Raw genomic sequence first — 19,317 nt, forward strand, 5'->3', positions numbered from 1 at the left:
TCTTTAAATCAATCAACTATGGTAGAAATGTTTATAAGACGAAAGGTTCTTTCGTTGGTTATTTCCATATTATTTGTATTGCTGGGAATTATGGCATTGCTGAAAATGCCGATCACCCAGTTTCCCGATATTGTACCGCCTTCAGTAACCGTTACAGCAAAATATACAGGAGCGAATGCCGAAGTGTCTGCCAATGCGGTGGCTCTTCCTTTGGAACGTGCGATCAATGGAGTGCCGGGGATGACGTACATGTCCACGGTAACCTCCAATGACGGTCTTACCCTTATCCAGGTGTTCTTTGAAGTAGGAACAGATCCTGATGTGGCAGCAGTAAACGTTCAGAACAGGGTAACCACTATTCTTGATGAACTTCCTGAAGAGGTAATCAGAGCCGGGGTAACTACTGAAAAAGAGGTGAACAGTATGCTGATGTACCTTAATATCACAAGTACAGATCCGAGCCAGGATGAACAGTTTATCTATAACTTTACGGATATCAACGTCCTTCAGGAATTGAAACGTATTGATGGAGTAGGACGTGCTGAAATTATGGGACAGAAAGAATATTCGATGAGAGTATGGCTGGATCCTCAGAAAATGGCAGCGTACAATATTTCTGCAGATGAGGTAATCACTTCCCTGCAAAAACAGAATATTTCAGCTGCCCCTGGAAAAGTAGGGGAAACCTCTGGTAAAACCTCAAGCCAGCTTCAGTATGTTATCAAATATAAAGGAAAGTTTTTTGAGCCCAAACAATATGAAGAAGTTCCCATCAGATCTGATGTGGACGGAACCATTTTAAAGCTTAAAGATATTGCGAAAGTGGAATTCGGAGCCATGAACTACGGAATGGTTTCCAAAACAGACGGAAGACCTTCTGCATCCATTATGATGAAGCAGCGTCCCGGTTCCAACGCATCTGAAGTGATTGAAAGCGTAAAGGCAAAAATGGAAGAATTAAAAGTCACTTCCTTCCCTCCCGGAATGGAATATAACATGGCTTATGATGTTTCCCGATTCCTTGATGCTTCGATCAGTGCGGTACTGACAACCCTTATTGAAGCCTTTATTCTGGTAGGAATTGTAGTATTCATCTTCCTGCAGGACTGGCGTTCCACATTAATTCCTGTACTGGCTGTACCGGTAGCATTGGTCGGAACTTTTGCATTCATGAATATGCTGGATTTCTCTGTCAACCTTTTAACCCTTTTTGCGTTGGTTCTGGCCATCGGAATTGTCGTTGACAATGCTATTGTCGTCGTTGAAGCCGTCCACGTGAAAATGGAAGAAGGAATGAATGCGATGGATGCCACCATCAGTGCCACCAAAGAAATTGCAGGAGCGGTAGTAGCGATTACGATCGTTATGTCTGCGGTATTTATTCCTGTGGCTTTCCTGGATGGTCCGGTGGGAGTATTTTACCGTCAGTTTTCATTAACGCTGGCCATCAGTATTGTCATTTCAGGGGTGAATGCATTGACACTTACTCCGGCACTTTGTGCTATTATTTTAAAACCTCATGACCACAATAAGAAGAAAACGATTATCGACAGGGCTTTCCAGAGTTTCAATACCGGATTTGAAAGACTGACGAATGGTTATGTAGGTATTTTATCAAAATTTGCCACAAGAACTACAGTAACTTTCGGACTGTTATTTCTATTTGTAGGACTTACTTTTGTGACCAGCAAATTCCTGCCGACAGGATTTATCCCAATGGAAGACCAGGGAATGGTATATGTAAGTGTTACCACTCCGCAAGGCGCTACAGTGGAAAGAACAGAAAAAGTACTCGATGAAGTAACGGTTATTGCCAAAAAAATTAAAGGAGTAGAAAACGTGACCACGCTTGCGGGGTACAGTATCGTAACTGAAATTGCAGGCTCTTCTTACGGAATGGCGATGATCAACCTGAAAGACTGGAAAGAAAGAAGTATTTCAGTAAATGATCTCATTGCAGAACTTTCTGATAAAACAAAAGGTATTGCTGATGCCCAGATAGAAATCTTTGCACCGCCAACCGTTCCCGGATTCGGGAATACCAGTGGTTTTGAGTTGCGTTTGCTGGACAGAACCGGAGGGACAATTGAAAATACAGATAAGATCACCAAGGATTTTGTTAAAAAACTCAATGAAGCGCCCGAACTGCAGAACAGTTTTACCAGTTTTGATGCCACTTTCCCGCAGTACATGATCAATGTGGATTATGATATGGCAGCGAAGAAAGGTGTTTCGGTAGACAATGCGATGTCTACGCTGCAGACGATGCTGGGATCTTACTATGCTACGAACTTTATCCGTTTCAGCCAGATGTATAAAGTGATGGTGCAGGCGAGTCCGGAACACAGGGATACACCTGAAAGTATTCTGAATTTATATTTAAAAAATGATAAAGGCGAGATGGTTCCTTTTTCCACTTTCATTACTATCGAAAGAGTATACGGTCCTGAAGTGCTTACAAGGTACAATATGTATATGTCGGCCATGATCAATGGAGAACCCGCAGACGGTTACAGCTCCGGGGATGCCATTGCTGCTGTGGAACGTGTAGCCAAAGAATCTTTGCCAAGAGGATTCGATATTGAATGGTCAGGAATGACAAGAGAAGAAATCCTATCAGGAAACCAGACCGTTTATATCTTCGCGATCTGTCTTTTATTCGTGTACCTTTTATTAGCGGCACAGTATGAAAGTTTCCTTCTTCCAATGCCGGTATTATTAAGCCTTCCGACAGGAATTTTCGGTTCCTATATCGCTTTGGTAATAATGGGCCTTGATAATAATATTTACGCCCAGGTGGCGTTGGTCATGCTGATCGGACTTCTGGCCAAAAATGCCATTCTGATTGTAGAATTTGCCGTGGCAAGAAATAAGCAGGGATTTGATATCATTCCTGCAGCTATTGAAGGGGCAAGGCAGCGTCTGAGACCGATTCTGATGACCTCTTTTGCATTCGTAGCAGGACTTATTCCTTTGTGTATTGCATCAGGAGCCGGAGCCATTGGTAACCGTTCCATTGGTACGGCAGCAGCAGGAGGAATGCTGATTGGAACCATCTTCGGACTGGTGGTGATTCCGGGACTGTATATATTCTTTGCAAAACTTGAAAATAAGAAGAAAAATGAAAAGATTAAATCATAGAAATATATTGTACGGAATAGCATCACTGAGCCTTGTTTCGTGTGCTGTTCCCAAAGTAACGGAGCTGAAAAAGGCTCAGCAATTACCAGAAGAGATTATTAAAGCAGATCAAAATAAAAACCCTGATGAGTTCCGGCAGATCAACCTGAAAGCTTACTTTACGGATCCGCAGCTGCTTGAGCTTTTTGATAAAGTAGTTCAGGCAAATCCCGATTTTCAGATTGCCCGGCAAAGGGTGGAAATTGCCAACAGCTTCCTTCAGAGATCAAAGATGGATCTGCTGCCATCCCTTGAAGTGGGAGCAGAGGTTTCCGGTAATCATTATGGAAAATATACAATGGAAGGTGTGGGAAACTATGATACCAATCTTTCGCCTAATATTACGGAAGACCAGAAAATCAATAGGGATTTTACTCCTAACTATTGGCTGGGAGCAAGAAGCAGCTGGGAAATTGATGCCTGGGGAAAGCTGAAAAATAAGAAGATTGCTGCGCAGAAGAAATATCTCGCTTCAACGGAAGGATTAAGATTATTGCAGGTAGAGCTTTTCACCGATATTGCGAATCTCTATTATCAGCTGGTTGCTTTAGATAACCGTCTTGCGATTTATCAGAAAAACTATAAACTTCAGCAAAGAGCCTTTGAAATTGTTCTGGCCCAGCGTGAAGTGGGAAAAGCTACGGAATTGGCAGTTCAGCAGTTTAAAGCCCAGAATAACAACTGGCTGGCAGAGATTGAACACATCAAAGTGGAAATCGTTACAGTAGAGCAGGCGATCACAACATTAACGGGAAGCTATGGCGGAGAGGTGAAGCGTGGTAAAATACTGATGCCTACCAATATGGAAGTATTAAATAAAACCATTAATGTAGAAAATGTGATCCATTCCAGACCGGATGTAGCTGCCAATTATTATGTTTTAGAAGCTTCTCAGGCTGATGCAAAGGCTGCAAGAGCTGCTTTTTATCCCAAGATTGATCTGGGGGCCGGTTTCGGACTGAATTCTTTTTCCGTTGAAACCCTGTTTAAACCAAGTTCACTGGCCGGACAATTGTTGGGAGGATTAATGGTTCCTGTTTTCAATAAAGGGCAGCTGAAATATGAATTTAAGGTAGCGAGCAAAGAGCAGGAAATTGCCTTTTTAAACTATCAGAAAAGTATCACAACAGCTTTTAATGAACTGCAGTCCATCCTGAAACAGACCAAGATCTATGAACGTGTTCTGAAACTGAAATCAGAAGAAGTAGGCTTTCTCGACCGTGGTGTTGAGGTTTCCAATGATCTGTACCTTACAGGATACGCCAACTATTTTGAACTGATCAATTCACAGAAGAGCAAATTAACTGCTGAACTGGATTTACTGCAGTTCCAGCATCAGAATACCAGAAATAACGTCCTGCTGTTTAAAGCACTGGGAGGGAAACTGGATTAATTTTACTTTTTTTACGATGAAGGAAGCTGTCTTTTCAGGCAGCTTCTTTTATAATGTAATCAAAGGTTACGGATTCCCGTAATGATCATTGAGATAATTCCGGCATATTGCGTTACAATCTAACTTTTTATAAGTTAACTTTTTTTTATATGTCCCTAAAAAAAGAGACTGTCCTAACGGGCAGTCTCTTTGTGTATGGTTTAAAATGAATCTGTTGTCAGAACAAAATCACTTTTAGTACATATTATTTAACAAGCTGAATTTCAACAGCAGAAAATCCTTTAGGAGATTTCTCTTTTTCGAAAGATACTTTGTTTCCTTTTTTTACAGGTTCTGCACAGTTGTTATTGTGGAAGAAGATGTTTTCTTTGGAATTATCTTCCGTAATGAAACCATATCCTTTTTCGCTCAGGAAAGTAACAATTCCTGTTTTTCTTGGGTCTTCTTCAATAATAGGTGCTGCACCCAACTGAATATCATCAAGATTTACTTCCTGTCTTTGTTCAGGGGGAGTAGATGTTAATCTTCCGAATTCATCCACGTACATGAATACATCCTCCATGTCCTTCCCTTTGTTGTTGTTCGTTTTACGTTCTTCGCGTCTTAGCGCCTTTTCTTTTTGCTTTTGAATTTTTTTCTTGAAATTTTCCTTTTTAGAAAAAGAATCTGCCATAAATTATTTTTAGTATTTAGTTTCTATAAATTAATTGGTTCAATCTGGTCTGCATCAGACCTATAAAGCCTGCCGATGTTTCCTGTCTTGGATATTTCCAATCATACAGAGCTTTAAAATTCCGACAAGTATTGTTCTTTAATAGAAGAATAAAAGTTAAAAAGATGGCTGCTCAAAAGGCAAAGACTGAATAAAAAATATTCGGGTCGTTACAGAAAACAAAGTAATGACTTGGTTTATTAATATGCAAATATACAACAATAAAATGAATAATCAGGTTTTAAATGATTGATTATCAGAAATGGTTTTAATTGATGCTTGTGTTCTGTATGAAGCAGTACATAAAATTGTAATAATAGCATAAAAAAATCCTCAGAAGTCTGAGGATTATAAAAAAATATATTAAAAATGAAGTGGTGGTGCGTGATACGGGAGGAAGGTATCAAATGTTATGCCTAAAATTGAGTCAGGTTTGGGAATTATATAGAAGTGTTTAACTGAAAAGACCTGTCCCGAAGTGTATCTGGTTGGTAAATAGCATTCTATTAAAAACTATTGTTTACATAAAATAATAAACATTTTTTATTCGGTTTAAATGAATAAATAAAAATTCCCGAAAATTTCACCATGTTGAGGCCATTTTTATTATTGACCTTTGTTTTATTAACATTTAAATATAAAAACATGTCAACACAAAATGTACAGGGAAAAGTGGTTTTAATTGCCGGAGGAGGTAAGAACTTAGGAGGATTATTAAGCAGAGATTTTGCCACAAAAGGAGCAAAGCTGGCTATCCACTACAACAGCGAAAGCTCAAGGGCTGAAAGTGAAAAAACATTGGCTGAGGTACAGGCATTAGGAGCGGAAGCATTCTTATTTCAGGGAGACCTTACCAAAGTAGATAATATCACGAAGTTTTTCGATGAAACTATTTCCCGTTTCGGAGGAGTGGATATTGCCATCAATACTGTTGGGATGGTATTGAAAAAGCCATTTTCCGAAACAACGGAAGCTGAATATGACACCATGTTCAATGTAAACTCGAAATCTGCGTATTTCTTTTTACAGGAAGCGGGTAAAAAACTAAACGATCACGGAAAAATCTGTACGATTGTTACTTCATTGCTGGCAGCATACACCGGGTTGTATTCTACGTATGCCGGAGCAAAAGCACCGGTAGAGCATTTTACAAGAGCGGCTTCCAAGGAATTTGGGGCAAGAGGTATCTCTGTAACGGCAGTAGCGCCTGGTCCGATGGATACTCCTTTCTTCTACGGGCAGGAAACTGACGATGCAGTCGCTTATCATAAGTCTGCATCCGCATTGGGTGGGCTTACCGATATTAAAGACATCGCTCCGCTGGTAGAATTCCTGGTAACAGAAGGCTGGTGGATTACCGGGCAGACGATATTTGCCAACGGCGGATACACAACAAGATAGTATTTGTAAATCCATTTAAAAAAAAGAAACTCACTGAAAACAACTTTCAGTGAGTTTTTTTATGGCAAAGAAATAAGGAAATTAAGTGGTTTTAACCTTTCCTTTCTCCAGTATACTTTTGATCATAAAGAATAATCCGAGAAGAACAAACGGAATGCTCAGAAGCTGTCCCATATTTAAGGTCATTCCATGTTCGAATTCTACCTGATCCACCTTGATAAATTCAATCAGGATTCTCATCATGAAGATCAGCAGAATGCTTATTCCGAAATAAAACCCTTTTCCGATCTTAAAAATATTCTTCCTGTAGATCAAATAAACAGAAAGGAAAATGATAAAATAAGAGATGGCCTCGTAAAGCTGGGCCGGATGTCTCGGAAGATCATCAACCTGACGGAAGATAAAAGCCCATGGAACATCGGTAGGAGTTCCTATAATTTCAGAATTCATAAGATTGGCCAGCCTGATAAAAGTACCACCCAGCGGAAGTACAATCGCTATGGCATCCAGAACGGTCATGAATGGGATAGAATATTTTCTTGCATAGATAAGAAGCATAATCACCAGACCAATACCGCCGCCATGGCTGGCAAGACCTGCAAATCCCGTAAAATGATAGACACCATCCGGCCCTTTCTGAATCGGTAAAAATATTTCAAGTGGATGTTGTGAATAATAATCAAAATCGTAAAAAAGGCAGTGTCCCAGTCTTGCACCCACCAGAATTCCTATTAATGCATAAGAGAATAAAGCTTCGTGAGCTTGTGAACTAAGGCCTTCTTTTTTATAAATTCTTTTTAAAATATTAAGTGATAAAACAAGTCCCGCAAGGAATAATAATCCGTAATATTTTATGGGAAGTCCAAAGATATTGACGATTTCGGGATTAATATCCCAGTTGATATATAATAAATTCATTGCTGCAAAGATAAGAAAATAGGATTTTCCGGGGAGAATGGTACTGCTCAGGAGTTCTATGATCTGAGTCATAAAGCGTTAGCGTGATGTTGTCTACATTTGATACTACACACACCACAAAATTTAATAGTATGAAATTCATTGTATTTGCCGGCTTTTTTGTCGTCAGCTGCAGCAAAAAAGAACCTCAGACACAACAGACCCATACAGATACCATTATGGCATCTGACAGCCTTGTTTCAGGCTCTGCCCGGATTTCACCGGATTCAGCAGATCAAACACCAACGGTGGACAGCTCTGCGTATGACGTAGATTCTATTAAAAAAAGTAAATAATCATATTTACAGCCACTGACGTTTTAAAAGACGGGACTGATCTCTGTTAAAAAAGGATCAGTAAAGAATTCTATTAAGAAAATAAACCAGAAAAGCATGATTCATTAACCCATAATAATACTGTTATGGCTGATATCTCATTATTTAAAGAAACCGGGATTCAGATTACCCTACTGCTTACTTTAATGGTCATTGTAGCGGGCCTTGTCATCGTTGTTCTTAAGTTTTTATCCATCTATGCTAAAATATTAAGACGGAAAGAATCTGCCGAGGCCAAAAAAGAAATAGAGAATCTTACCCCGGAAGAAGTAGCCAAATATGAGCAAAGGGAAAAAGAACTCAGCTTCAGGCTGCCGGAAAATGAGCTTTCCGGTACTTTACCTCCTGCAGATACAAAAGGCGTTGTACAAAATATCAATTCTGTAGAAGAGCTGAGGGTATTTCCTGACAAAAGAAGAACATCCTCTTTTCAGAAATATATTTCCCCTGAGTTGAGCCGTCTGATTCTTTATTTCCTGGGGACCGCTATTTTTTGGCTTGTATTGGGAACAACTTTCGGCTTGTATGCAGGGATAAAGCTTGTGGCTCCGGATATAGAGCATACCAGCTGGTTCAGCTATGGGAGACTCAGGCCGGGACATACCAATGCCGTATTCTGGGGTTGGGCATCTTTGGCCATGCTGGGGTTTGCACATTATGTCATACCTCGGGTAAGTAATGTGGAAAAATATAATATAAAACAAGGTTATCTCTCTCTTATTCTGGTTAATGCAGCTGTTCTTGCCGGGACAATATCTGTTCTTGCCGGGGTAAATAACGGAGGTGGTGAATACCGGGAATATATCTGGCCGATTATGATCACTTTCGGAATAGGAGTAGCCCTTTCCCTGCATAATTTCTTTAAACCTATCGCACACAGAAAAACCAAAGAAATTTATTTGTCTAACTGGTATATCGTATCAGGAACAATGTTTATTGTTATTGTGATTGTCATTGCTTACATTCCTATCTGGCAGGACGGGGTAGGAGAGACCATTATTCAGGGATATTATATGCATCAGGCTATCGGAATGTGGTTTATGATGATCAATCTGGGATTGATGTATTATTTTTTGCCGCAACAGCTCAATAAGCCTATTTATTCCTATAGCTTAGGGATTTTGGCTTTCTGGACCCATACGTTCTTTTATACCCTGATAGGAACCCATCATTTTATTTTCAGTGCGATTCCCTGGCGCCTGCAGACAACGGCTATCATTGCAAGTGCAGGAATGCTGATTCCGGTGGCTGCAGGTACAGCCAACTTTCTATTGACATTTAATGGCGCATGGTATCAGCTTAGAACAAGCTATACGCTTCCGTTTTATTTTATGTCTATCATATTTTATTTTACAGGATCATTCCAGGGAACAGTAGAAGCGTTCAGGTATACGAATCTTCTCTGGCATTTTACAGATTTCACTGTAGCGCATTCACATCTTACCATGTACGGGATCATCACATTTATGCTTTGGGGATTTTTTTATACGCTGGTTCCGCGGCTTACAGGAAAAGAACCTCCGAAACTTTTAGTGGGAATTCATTTCTGGTTTGCACTGATTGGATTGCTGTTTTATGTTATTGCTTTAATGATTGGCGGAACACAGACGGGAGAACTCTGGATCAGGAAAAAACCTTTTATTGAAGGAGTGATTAATATGGCTCCTTTCTGGCTATGGCGGGCTATCGGAGGAACATTGATGTGGGTGTCACATTTGATCTTTGCTTATAACTTCTATAGAATGGTAAGAAAAGAAGATCAGGTCAGAATTCCCGGAACGCCTGCAGAAATTCTTGCAGCGAAGAGACAATACGGAAACACAGAGTTTAATATGTAAAGACCAGCATCATGATATTTTTAAATGACCATCGAATCCTTTTCGGCTCTGCACTTTTACTTTTTGTTTCGCTTACGCTTTATATTGCCATATTGCCTGCTTTGGATAATCAAAGGATTAATAAACCTTTGCCAAGACAGTCGAAAATTCTGACAAAAGAGGAACAGGCGGGTAAAAGAGTTTATATAGACAACGGCTGTATTGCCTGCCATACCCAGCAGGTAAGAAATGTAGAAATGGATAATGTCTTTGGGAAAAGACCAAGCATACCTGCAGATTTTGCCATCAATACCCGTACAGATTTCTGGAGAAATACAGCCAATCTGATGGGAACCCAGAGGACAGGGCCGGATCTTACCAGTATCGGGGAAAGACAGCCCAGTGCAGAATGGCATCTGATTCATCTCTATCAGCCGAGAGCAGCCGTTGAAGAATCGGTGATGCCTGCCTATCCCTGGCTTTTTATAGAGAGGGATTATCTTCAGCCCGGAGATGTTGAGGTGAAAGTTCCTGAAAAATTCCGTCCCAGATATAAAAAAATTGTAGCGGGCCCGGAAGCCCTGTTGCTTGTTGCCTATCTGAAGTCCCTGAAACAAACAGATTATACAGATAAATCTATTGTTCCGGCTTTTCTCTATAAACAGAAAAAAGAAGAAGCTGCCCAGGGAGGCAATGCCGGTTTACCGGATGGAGAAGCACTTTTTACAGCAAACTGTGCCAGTTGTCATCAGGCGAACGGAGAAGGGGTTCCCGGTGCATTTCCGCCATTGAAAGGAAGTCCTGTTGTTGCAGGAGGAGATCTTGAATTATATGTCACCATTATCATGAAAGGCTATGACCCGAGACCGGAGTTTGCAACCATGCCGCCAGTGGGTACCAATGCTAATTTTACACCTGAAGATGTGGCTGCAATCATGAACCATGAGCGGACAAGCTGGGGAAATAATGCTAAAAAGGTAACCGCTGAAGAAGTGAAAACCATAATGGATAAAATAAAATAACAATGAGAGATTTTTTTAAAAATACAATCACATTCTCTGGAATAATGTTTACAACCTATGTATCTGCCTGTGATGCCTGTAAACTTCAGCAGCCCGAGGTGACAAGAAACTTTACCCACGGAACCGGTCCGGAAAGTAACTGGGACTGGTTTATCGTAGGATTTGTCGTATTGATAACTGTACTGGCTTTTATACTTTCTGCCAAATATCTGTTCAGACCTGGCGAAAAAGATAAATCCCATATCAAATACTCCGTTTTTTCAGGTGAAAATTCAAGATCATGACTAAAGATAAAAGCAAAGTTTTTTTATTTATTGATGATGATCCGGCTCCCATTGCAGAACTGGATACTCCCATTGTTTTTGATCTGGATACCCAAAAGCTCACAGATGGTGACCATACCCTTAAAATCATAAGCCATTCACCATCAGGAAAAGAAGGGATCAGGAGAATACAGTTTACCGTAGCCAATGGCCCGGCAATACGGATAGAAGGCCTTAAAAATAAAGATGTGGTGGACGGTACGCTTTCTTTAATGATCAATGCTTATGATAAAGGAAATCAGAAAAGTTTTCTGATCAATGGAAGTGAAACACCACAAACCATTCCTTTCTGGATATGGATCATTGTCATCGTGTTTGCAGCATGGGCAATTTATTATGAAATAACAAGTTACAATATTCAGTAATGTAGTCTTACCGGGGCTTTGTGTAGAAACCGTGTTAAGAACAATAAAAATGCTGGAAAGAAATAATACGGTTAAATTGAAAACCGTAAAATCTTCTTTTAGTTTAAATAGATTAGAGATTAATGTTGAAAACCGGTCATATGGAGCAATCTGTATGACTTGTTTTGACATAAGTAATTTTAAAAATAATAGTTATGATTAAAGATATTTTAGACAGATGGCAGAACTGGCCGGTGTATGTTAAAGGAACTGCTTTTTTAGGTATTGCAGGGCTTACCGTATTTTTTATCCGGAATGTACAGAATAAAGAGATAAAAGCACTTCAGGACCGGCTTGATGAATTGATGGCAGCAAGCAAAGACTCCCATAAAATAAAAGAAATACAACATCTTACAGAAGATGAACTGAAACAGCTTTATAAATTTTATGACGACCTGGAAAAACAGCGCAGAGAAAAAAATATTCCTGATAACGACAGGCCGGAAAATCAGCACATGGCTTACCATAGATATAAATAGATGATCATAGAGGTACATCCTATCTCATGAAAATGAATTTCATAAATCATGCTTCATGAAAAAATATCAGACACTGGCCTATGTTCAAATGATTTCTTTTCTGCTTACCATAATATGGCCATTTGTACACCTTGAAAGCTTTTTGAAAATTACCGGCCCCAAGACGGATATATGGCTGGTAAAAACGGTCAGCTTACTGCTTTTTCCTTATATCCTTCTTATTGTATATGTAGTAAGAATAAAGCAGAGCCCTTTGGTTATTCTCGCCATCATGCTCTGTTGTGCCGGGCTGGCAGGGATTGATCTTTATTATTATTTGAACAATGTGATCAAATGGACTTATATGATAGATTGTATTCTTGAAATACTATTTATAGTTTACTGGATTTTTATACTGAAAGTGGTATCAAAATAAATCCCTGATCATCGGATAAACTATTAAGCCTTTACCCATCATGAAATGTGGTAATTTAAATTGATTCTTGACGAAATATTGGGTAACTTTAGCCAGCCACCAAAAAGAAAAGTTATGCATCATCAGCTGGAAAAACATTATGTAAACAGGGTAGGCTGGCTAAGGGCAGCTGTATTGGGAGCAAATGACGGATTGTTATCCACCACGAGTATTGTCATCGGGGTTGCGGCTGCAGAACCGGAACGTCATATCATTATCCTTGCCGCATTAGCAGGTATGATTGCCGGGGCAATGTCTATGGCTGCCGGTGAGTATGTTTCTGTAAGCTCCCAGGAAGATACAGAAAAAGCAGATTTGCTCCGCGAAAAGCGTGAACTTGAGGAAATGCCGGAAATAGAGCTTAGAGAACTGGCCAAAGTATATGAAAAAAGAGGCTGTACCCAGGAAACGGCAATGCAGGTAGCTATTGAACTTACAGAACACGATGCGCTTGGAGCACATGCCCGTGACGAACTCGGAATTAATGAAATAACACAGGCCAAACCTTTGCTGGCAGCAATGGCTTCATTTGGTTCATTTGCTGTGGGAGCTTTATTGCCTTTTACCGTTTCTCTTTTGGCACCACTCAAACAAATGGTGTATTTTCAATATGGCTTTTCAATCATCTTTTTAATGCTGTTGGGTGCAATTTCTGCCAGAGCAGGAGGCTCCAGCATTAAGATAGCGGTATTAAGAATCTGTTTCTGGGGAACCGTAGCGATGGGAATTACAGCATTAGTGGGGCATATTTTCGGAGTTAATGTGGCATAAATGCCAGATAAAATGATTTTTGTTGTGAGATTAATAAAAATCCGTATATTTGCCCAGCAAAAAAAGAAAATGAACTTATCTAACCTTAAAAAAGCAAAGAAACAGAACTTACGTCGAACGTCGTGAGTCATTTTCCTTTGGTTAGAAACTAAAATATATCAGGAGCTTGTCATCACGACAAGCTCTTTTTTTTTGGAAAATATTTAACAATTTATATCTATTATGAAAGTATTAAAATTTGGAGGAACTTCAGTAGGAAGTCCGGAGAGAATCGAACAGTTATTACCGATCATCAGATCTCAGGCAGCAGATAAACACCTTGTTGTTTTATCAGCTGTTTCCGGAACTACAAACGATTTGGTAAAATTATCAGAGCTGTATGAGAACAAAGATATTGAAGCCGCTTACCAACATATTGATGTACTGTACGACAAATACAAAAAATTTGTCAATGAGCTATTTAAAACTGAAGAAGGTATTTCAGAAGCATTACTATTCATTGACAAAATATTTGATCTGTTTTATCAGTTTAAAAATAAAAACTTTAACTCCAGTGCAGAGCGTGTTATTCTGGCTCAGGGAGAAATTATTTCAACAACGCTTTTCCATTTACATTTAAAAGAAATTGAAATTCCGTCAGTATTATTGTCAGCGCTTGATTTCATGCTGATTGATGAAGATAAAGAACCGAATATCGATTATATCAGAGAACATGCAGAACGTAAAATTGCAGAATTCCCGGAGGAAACCTTATTTATCACCCAGGGATACATCTGCAGAAATGCTGAGGGTGAAATTGATAATTTACAAAGAGGAGGTTCAGATTATACCGCTTCATTACTAGGAGCAGCACTACAGGTTGAAGAAATCCAGATCTGGACAGATATTGACGGATTCCATAATAATGATCCGAGATATGTTCAAAATACAAAATCTATTGCCAGACTTAGTTTTGACGAAGCTGCCGAATTATCCTATTTTGGAGCTAAAATCCTTCATCCGCAAAGTGTTTTTCCGGCAAGAAAATATAATGTTCCCGTAAGATTGCTGGATACGATGAATTTAAGTGCGTCCGGAACTTTGATCTCCGGGGAAGCTACCAATCAAAATCAGATTGTGGCTATAGCAGCAAAGGATAATATTACGGCAATCCGTATTCAGTCTTCTAGAATGTTGATGGCTTACGGATTTTTAAGAAAGGTTTTTGAAGTTTTCGAACGTTATAAAACTCCTATTGATATGATTACTACTTCTGAAGTAGCTGTTTCACTTACCATAGACCAAACCGATTATCTTTCTGAAATTGTGAAAGAACTGGAATCTTTTTCAGCCGTTGAGATTGATAACGAACAGTCTATCGTTTGTATCGTAGGTGATTTCAGAAAAAACAACAACGGATATGCTACTATTGTTTCCGAGGCAGTAAAACATATTCCGATCAGAATGATTTCCTACGGAGGAAGTGAAAATAATATTTCACTGCTTGTTTCATCTGCATATAAGATAGAAGCCTTGAGATCCCTTCATAACAGATTGTTTTAGGAATTAAATAATTAATATTCAAATAATTGAAATAATCCAGACTACATCCCATGGTTATTTCATATGAACATTTTATAAACAATGAATCCCAGACTACAGGCTGGGATTTATTATGAAATGAAGTCACCCTGGCATGAAAGACATAAACCGTATCGGAGAATAAGATTGGGCTTAGAGTCAGCTGCAAAGGGATATTTTTGTATATTTAATATATACTATTAAAAATATTAACTAATACTTACAGATAACCTAATGAACGAATAACCAATGATACAGCAAGAATTCGCCAACAGAGCAAAAGAGATTTTAGAACCCGACGACAATGTTATTGGATTGGCTGTCGCAGGCTCCTGGCTTACCGATGAAATAGATGAATTTTCAGATCTTGATCTTATTCTTGTTACAAAACAAAAAATTTCCCATGATAAAAATGTAATGCTTGACTACGCCAGAAAGCTGGGGGATTTTTTATCAGGGTTTACCGGGGAACATGTGGGAGAGCCGAGATTGTTGATATGCCTGTATGACAATCCGCTTTTGCATGTGGATATCAAGTTTTTAACCCTTGAAGAATTTCAGAGCCGTATTGAAACTCCGGTTCTTCTCATTGATAAGGGTGGACAACTTGCAAACATCATTCACCATACAGAAGCCAGGTTTCCCTATCCGGATTATCAGTGGATTGAGGATCGTTTCTGGATCTGGATTCATTATGCACTGTTGAAAATAGGACGTGGAGAATATTTTGAAGCATACGGCTTTATGGGATTTCTGCGCATGGTTGTGTTGGGACCGTTACTCCACATCAAAAACGGAAATTTACCTCGGGGTGTGAGAAAAGTGGAAACAGTTTTAAAAGCTTCAGATTTTGAAAAATTAAAACTTACCATTTCAGATTATAACAGGCAATCCTTATTGGAAAGTCTGAGAAATGCAGTGTCATTATATCAACACTTAAGGGCAGAACTTTTTGACAGTAAGGTACATTTGCAAAACAACACTGAAGAAAAAGTGATGAAGTATTTTGAAGAAATAGAAAACAAGCATTAGTTAAGAATAATTTGCAGCGAACATCTAAATTCTATGTTTATACAGGAGTAATTATAAAAGCTGAATGTTATAGTAATAATAAACACAGTATAAACCATGCAGTACAAAAAAATAAAACCTTGTAAGGAATTAGAACCTTTTATTCATTTCTATTGGGAATTGAAAGAAAATCTGATAGAAAAACAATGGGAAAGGGTTTTCCCGGATGGCTGCGCTGGTATACTGATAAATTTGGGAAATAAATGTTTAACGGATAACGGCCTGTTCTCAATGGAATCAGGAAAGACTTATGTGGTAGGTGCCATGAATTCTTTCAAGGATAGTTTTATTGACAGCGAAACCCATTTAGCGGGAGTGTGTCTGAAACCTTCCACTTTTTCAAATTTTTACAGCTATGCCTCACAAAATGAATTGACAAATGCCACTGTTGAATTTAATAAGGCCCATTCCTTTAGTGTTGAGAAAACATCTGACAATCCTTTCCATTATTTTAACCAGTTTTTTTCCGATAGACTAAAAAACAAGAATATCCGGCTGCAGGAAGTTCTTAATCATATACATTCAACAAACGGAAAGGTGAGTATTAGCGAGCTGGCCAAAATAAATTGTACGACTGTAAGACAGCTGGAACGGAATTTTAAAAAACTCATCGGATTATCACCCAGGGAATATTCAAATATTATCCGGTTTCAGTATGCTATGAGTTTGATTAAAAATTCAGATCAAAACCGGAGCTTATTGGAAATTGCGTTTGAATGCGGCTATTATGATCATTCACATCTTACCAATGAAATCAAACGAAATACGGGACTTGCACCTTCATTGCTTTAATTTGTCGCATTTTTACAAAGTGCAGATCGTTGTGTAGAAGTAAATTTGCTGCTATATTAAAATCAAAATCAATGCGAAAACTATCACTTTTTATTGCTATGAGCTTAGATGGCTACATAGCCCAACCCAATGACGACCTGAGCTTTCTGAAAATAGTGGAAAAAGAAGGCGAAGATTACGGGTATGCAGACTTTACTGCCCAGATTGACACTGTAATTGTAGGTAGAAAAACCTATGATTATGTGATGAAAGAAATCGGCCCGTCTCATTATGACAATGGACAACGGGATGTTTACGTAATCACAGGAACAACAAGGCCGAAAGAGGGCAGAACGACTTTCTACACAGGAGATATAACAGAACTGGTTAACCATTTAAAATCCGGGGAAGGAAAGAATATATATTGTGACGGTGGTGCTGAAGTAATCAATGAATTATTGAAGCATGATCTGATAGACGAATTTATTATTTCTGTGATTCCGGTCTTATTAGGCGGCGGAACAAAGCTTTTTAAAGATGACCGCCCCGGGCAGGCACTCGAATATATTACTTCAAAAACATTTGAAACAGGATTGGTACAGCTGCATTATAATAGAAAAAAGGAATAGTTTTCCGATAAAACTGCGATAAGTAAAATGGGTATGGTTTTTAAAAATTTAATATATATTTAAGTATCTAAATTTTTCCTATGCTTAAAAACTTTGAATTTTATCTGTTCCTGGTTTTCTTAATTACCATGCTTATCATGCTGGCTAATAAGATTAAAGTAGCATATCCGGTTTTGCTGGTATTGGCCGGACTTGTCATCAGTTTTATTCCCGGAGTGCCGCCCGTTAAAATAGAGCCTGAATTACTATTTATCATTTTTTTACCTCCTTTGCTATACGAAGCTGCGTGGTCAACCTCATGGAAAGAACTTTGGAGATGGCGCAGGATTATTTTCAGCTTTGCTTTTGTTGTGGTTTTCTTTACTGCATTGTCTGTAGCAGCTTTTGCCAATTATTTTATTCCAGGGTTTTCTCTGGCTCTTGGTTTTCTATTGGGTGGGATTGTTTCTCCGCCTGATGCCGTGAGTGCCGGAGCAATTCTGAAATTTGTAAAGGTTCCGAAAAGGCTTTCTTCCATTCTGGAAGGTGAAAGTCTGCTGAATGATGCTTCTTCTCTGATTATTTTCAGGTTTGCTATGATTGCTGCTGCAACCGGACAGTTTGTGTGGCATGAAGCAGCCGGAAGTTTCGTATGGATGTGCTTCGGAGGTGTGGGAATCGGGCTTGCTATTGCATATATCTTTCTGAAAATACATAAGATGTTACCTACCGATTCAAATATAGATATTCTGCTGACTTTTATTGCTCCTTTTTCTATGTATCTGGCTGCAGAACAACTGCATGCATCAGGAGTCCTGGCAGTGGTAACCGGAGGGCTGTTTCTTTCCTATCGGAGCCATGATTTTCTCAGCAGTGCGTCCCGGATACGTACGGTAACAGTTTGGGAAAGTCTTTGCTTTCTGTTAAACGGGATTGTTTTTATGCTTATCGGGTTAGATTTACCGGAAATTGTTTCAGGCTTAGGCGACACAGATATTTATACTGCGATTGGCTATGGAATTGCCGTTACGATAGTCTTGATTATTGTCAGGATTTTAGCAGGATATGGAGCACTGGTTACTACCTTAATTATGAGAAATTTTATTACCGTTGCGGATCCACAGTCCCCAGGCTGGCAAACTCCCCTGATTATTGGATGGACCGGCATGAGGGGAGTAGTTTCCCTGGCAGCAGCACTTTCCATTCCTATGACTTTAGATGATGGATCTCCGTTTCCACAAAGAAATATGATCCTTTTTATTACATTTATTGTGATTCTGGTAACACTGCTTTTACAAGGACTTACGCTTCCTTTTTTACTTAAGAAATTTCCGCCGGTAGACCGTGATTTCGTAAGAAGTGCAAAAGAGATCGATTATGACATTCAGAACAGTCTGGCAAAAGTAGCGCTTGATAAAATCCGGAGCGACTATGCTGATAAAATAGACAGTTTTCCCGCATTGAAAGATCAGTTACAAAAATATGAAAACCAGTTGAGCAGTTCTGAAATTATTTTAAATTACGAAGAATACAGACATATTTATATTGACATTCTCGACACCCAAAGAAGCTGGCTTATCCATAAAAACCGTGAGGAACTGCTATTGGATGAAAATATTATCAGAAAACATCTGAGACTATTGGATTTGCAGGAGGAAAGATTGAATATGAAAGGCTGATACTGTTTGCATTACAATTGAAATTTGGAATAGAAAACGGATTCTTTTTTTGAACAATCCTTTTATTGGACCTCATTTCAGAGAATACTTTTCATGCAAGTAATTCTTATGGTCATTTTTTGATACAGATTCTCTCCTAATCAGGCACTTTTAAGTACTGAATTACTCCGTAAGCAATTTCAAAGCGATCGAACAAAACTGGAAATAGAGAGTAGAGAAATTGAAATTATATAAATAAAGTATTTTTTAGGATAGCATTTTTATAAAATAGAAATAGTTTATAGTTGTTAATATTAAGATATAAATCAGATGTGTAGTTTTTTTTTATATATATAGTTTTTTTTAAGTATTGGTTTTCAGTTTATTATCGTGTTGATGTA

The 19,317-nt window shown here is 38.8% G+C and carries 18 protein-coding genes; 16 read left to right on the forward strand and 2 right to left on the reverse strand.

What is annotated here, in order from left to right:
- Positions 1-18: 18 nt before the first annotated feature.
- Together V0410_RS21485 and V0410_RS21490 are read left to right on the forward strand one after the other, a co-directional pair.
- On the forward strand, positions 19-3,141 hold the full coding sequence (locus tag V0410_RS21485) for an efflux RND transporter permease subunit (RefSeq protein WP_330745565.1): 3,123 nt from the start codon (positions 19-21) through the stop codon (positions 3,139-3,141).
- On the forward strand, positions 3,122-4,573 hold the full coding sequence (locus V0410_RS21490; RefSeq protein WP_137905889.1) for a TolC family protein: 1,452 nt from the start codon (positions 3,122-3,124) through the stop codon (positions 4,571-4,573). Before V0410_RS21485 ends, V0410_RS21490 begins: the two co-directional genes overlap by 20 nt.
- A 244-nt stretch (positions 4,574-4,817) precedes the next feature.
- Here V0410_RS21490 and V0410_RS21495 read toward each other — a convergent pair whose 3' ends face one another.
- Positions 4,818-5,246, reverse strand: a complete 429-nt coding sequence (locus V0410_RS21495) for a cold shock domain-containing protein (RefSeq protein WP_002981005.1) — start codon at positions 5,244-5,246, stop codon at positions 4,818-4,820.
- Positions 5,247-5,930: 684 nt separating this feature from the next.
- On the opposite strand from V0410_RS21495, the gene V0410_RS21500 reads away from it, so the two are divergent.
- Positions 5,931-6,686 carry an SDR family oxidoreductase gene (locus V0410_RS21500; protein ID WP_227944156.1) on the forward strand — a complete coding sequence of 252 codons (756 nt, stop codon included), beginning with the start codon at positions 5,931-5,933 and terminating at the stop codon, positions 6,684-6,686.
- An 81-nt stretch (positions 6,687-6,767) separates the two neighbouring features.
- Here V0410_RS21500 and lgt read toward each other — a convergent pair whose 3' ends face one another.
- Entirely contained in the window at positions 6,768-7,604 is an 837-nt protein-coding gene (gene lgt, locus V0410_RS21505) for a prolipoprotein diacylglyceryl transferase (protein ID WP_330747739.1), read from the reverse strand.
- 131 nt (positions 7,605-7,735) lie between these two features.
- Between lgt and V0410_RS21510 the strand changes: the two genes are divergently transcribed.
- From V0410_RS21510 to V0410_RS21570, 13 genes are all read left to right on the forward strand, one after another.
- Positions 7,736-7,939, forward strand: coding sequence for a hypothetical protein (locus V0410_RS21510; RefSeq protein WP_330745566.1), 204 nt, complete (start codon positions 7,736-7,738; stop codon positions 7,937-7,939).
- A gap of 125 nt (positions 7,940-8,064) precedes the next feature.
- Positions 8,065-9,816 (forward strand): cbb3-type cytochrome c oxidase subunit I, encoded by a 1,752-nt coding sequence (locus V0410_RS21515; RefSeq protein WP_330745567.1) that lies wholly within the window; start codon positions 8,065-8,067, stop codon positions 9,814-9,816.
- Between the two features lie 11 nt (positions 9,817-9,827).
- A complete protein-coding gene (locus V0410_RS21520) occupies positions 9,828-10,817 on the forward strand; it encodes a cbb3-type cytochrome c oxidase subunit II (RefSeq protein WP_330745568.1) in 990 nt (329 codons plus the stop codon).
- A 2-nt stretch (positions 10,818-10,819) separates the two neighbouring features.
- The gene (locus V0410_RS21525) at positions 10,820-11,101 is read left to right on the forward strand and encodes a hypothetical protein (protein ID WP_330745569.1); all 282 of its coding nucleotides are present in this window, start codon (positions 10,820-10,822) and stop codon (positions 11,099-11,101) included.
- Entirely contained in the window at positions 11,098-11,505 is a 408-nt protein-coding gene (locus V0410_RS21530) for a cytochrome C (RefSeq protein WP_110009181.1), read from the forward strand. The genes V0410_RS21525 and V0410_RS21530 overlap by 4 nt, the downstream gene beginning before the upstream one ends.
- A gap of 194 nt (positions 11,506-11,699) precedes the next feature.
- On the forward strand, positions 11,700-12,023 hold the full coding sequence (locus V0410_RS21535; protein ID WP_330745570.1) for a low affinity iron permease family protein: 324 nt from the start codon (positions 11,700-11,702) through the stop codon (positions 12,021-12,023).
- A gap of 55 nt (positions 12,024-12,078) precedes the next feature.
- Complete coding sequence (locus tag V0410_RS21540) at positions 12,079-12,438, forward strand: hypothetical protein (RefSeq protein ID WP_330745571.1); 360 nt, start codon at positions 12,079-12,081, stop codon at positions 12,436-12,438.
- 114 nt (positions 12,439-12,552) lie between these two features.
- Positions 12,553-13,248, forward strand: a complete 696-nt coding sequence (locus V0410_RS21545; protein ID WP_110009184.1) for a VIT1/CCC1 transporter family protein — start codon at positions 12,553-12,555, stop codon at positions 13,246-13,248.
- Between the two features lie 222 nt (positions 13,249-13,470).
- Complete coding sequence (locus V0410_RS21550; protein ID WP_330745572.1) at positions 13,471-14,790, forward strand: aspartate kinase; 1,320 nt, start codon at positions 13,471-13,473, stop codon at positions 14,788-14,790.
- A 267-nt stretch (positions 14,791-15,057) separates the two neighbouring features.
- A complete protein-coding gene (locus V0410_RS21555; RefSeq protein ID WP_330745573.1) occupies positions 15,058-15,840 on the forward strand; it encodes a hypothetical protein in 783 nt (260 codons plus the stop codon).
- A 96-nt stretch (positions 15,841-15,936) separates the two neighbouring features.
- Positions 15,937-16,671, forward strand: a complete 735-nt coding sequence (locus tag V0410_RS21560) for a helix-turn-helix transcriptional regulator (protein WP_330745574.1) — start codon at positions 15,937-15,939, stop codon at positions 16,669-16,671.
- A gap of 71 nt (positions 16,672-16,742) precedes the next feature.
- On the forward strand, positions 16,743-17,279 hold the full coding sequence (locus V0410_RS21565; RefSeq protein ID WP_330745575.1) for a dihydrofolate reductase family protein: 537 nt from the start codon (positions 16,743-16,745) through the stop codon (positions 17,277-17,279).
- 80 nt (positions 17,280-17,359) lie between these two features.
- Positions 17,360-18,937 (forward strand): Na+/H+ antiporter, encoded by a 1,578-nt coding sequence (locus V0410_RS21570; protein WP_330745576.1) that lies wholly within the window; start codon positions 17,360-17,362, stop codon positions 18,935-18,937.
- The last annotated feature ends 380 nt before the right edge of the window (positions 18,938-19,317 follow it).

Origin of the sequence: Chryseobacterium sp. CP-77, from assembly GCF_036362765.1 — a bacterium.
In the GTDB taxonomy this organism is placed as follows: domain Bacteria; phylum Bacteroidota; class Bacteroidia; order Flavobacteriales; family Weeksellaceae; genus Chryseobacterium; species Chryseobacterium cupriresistens.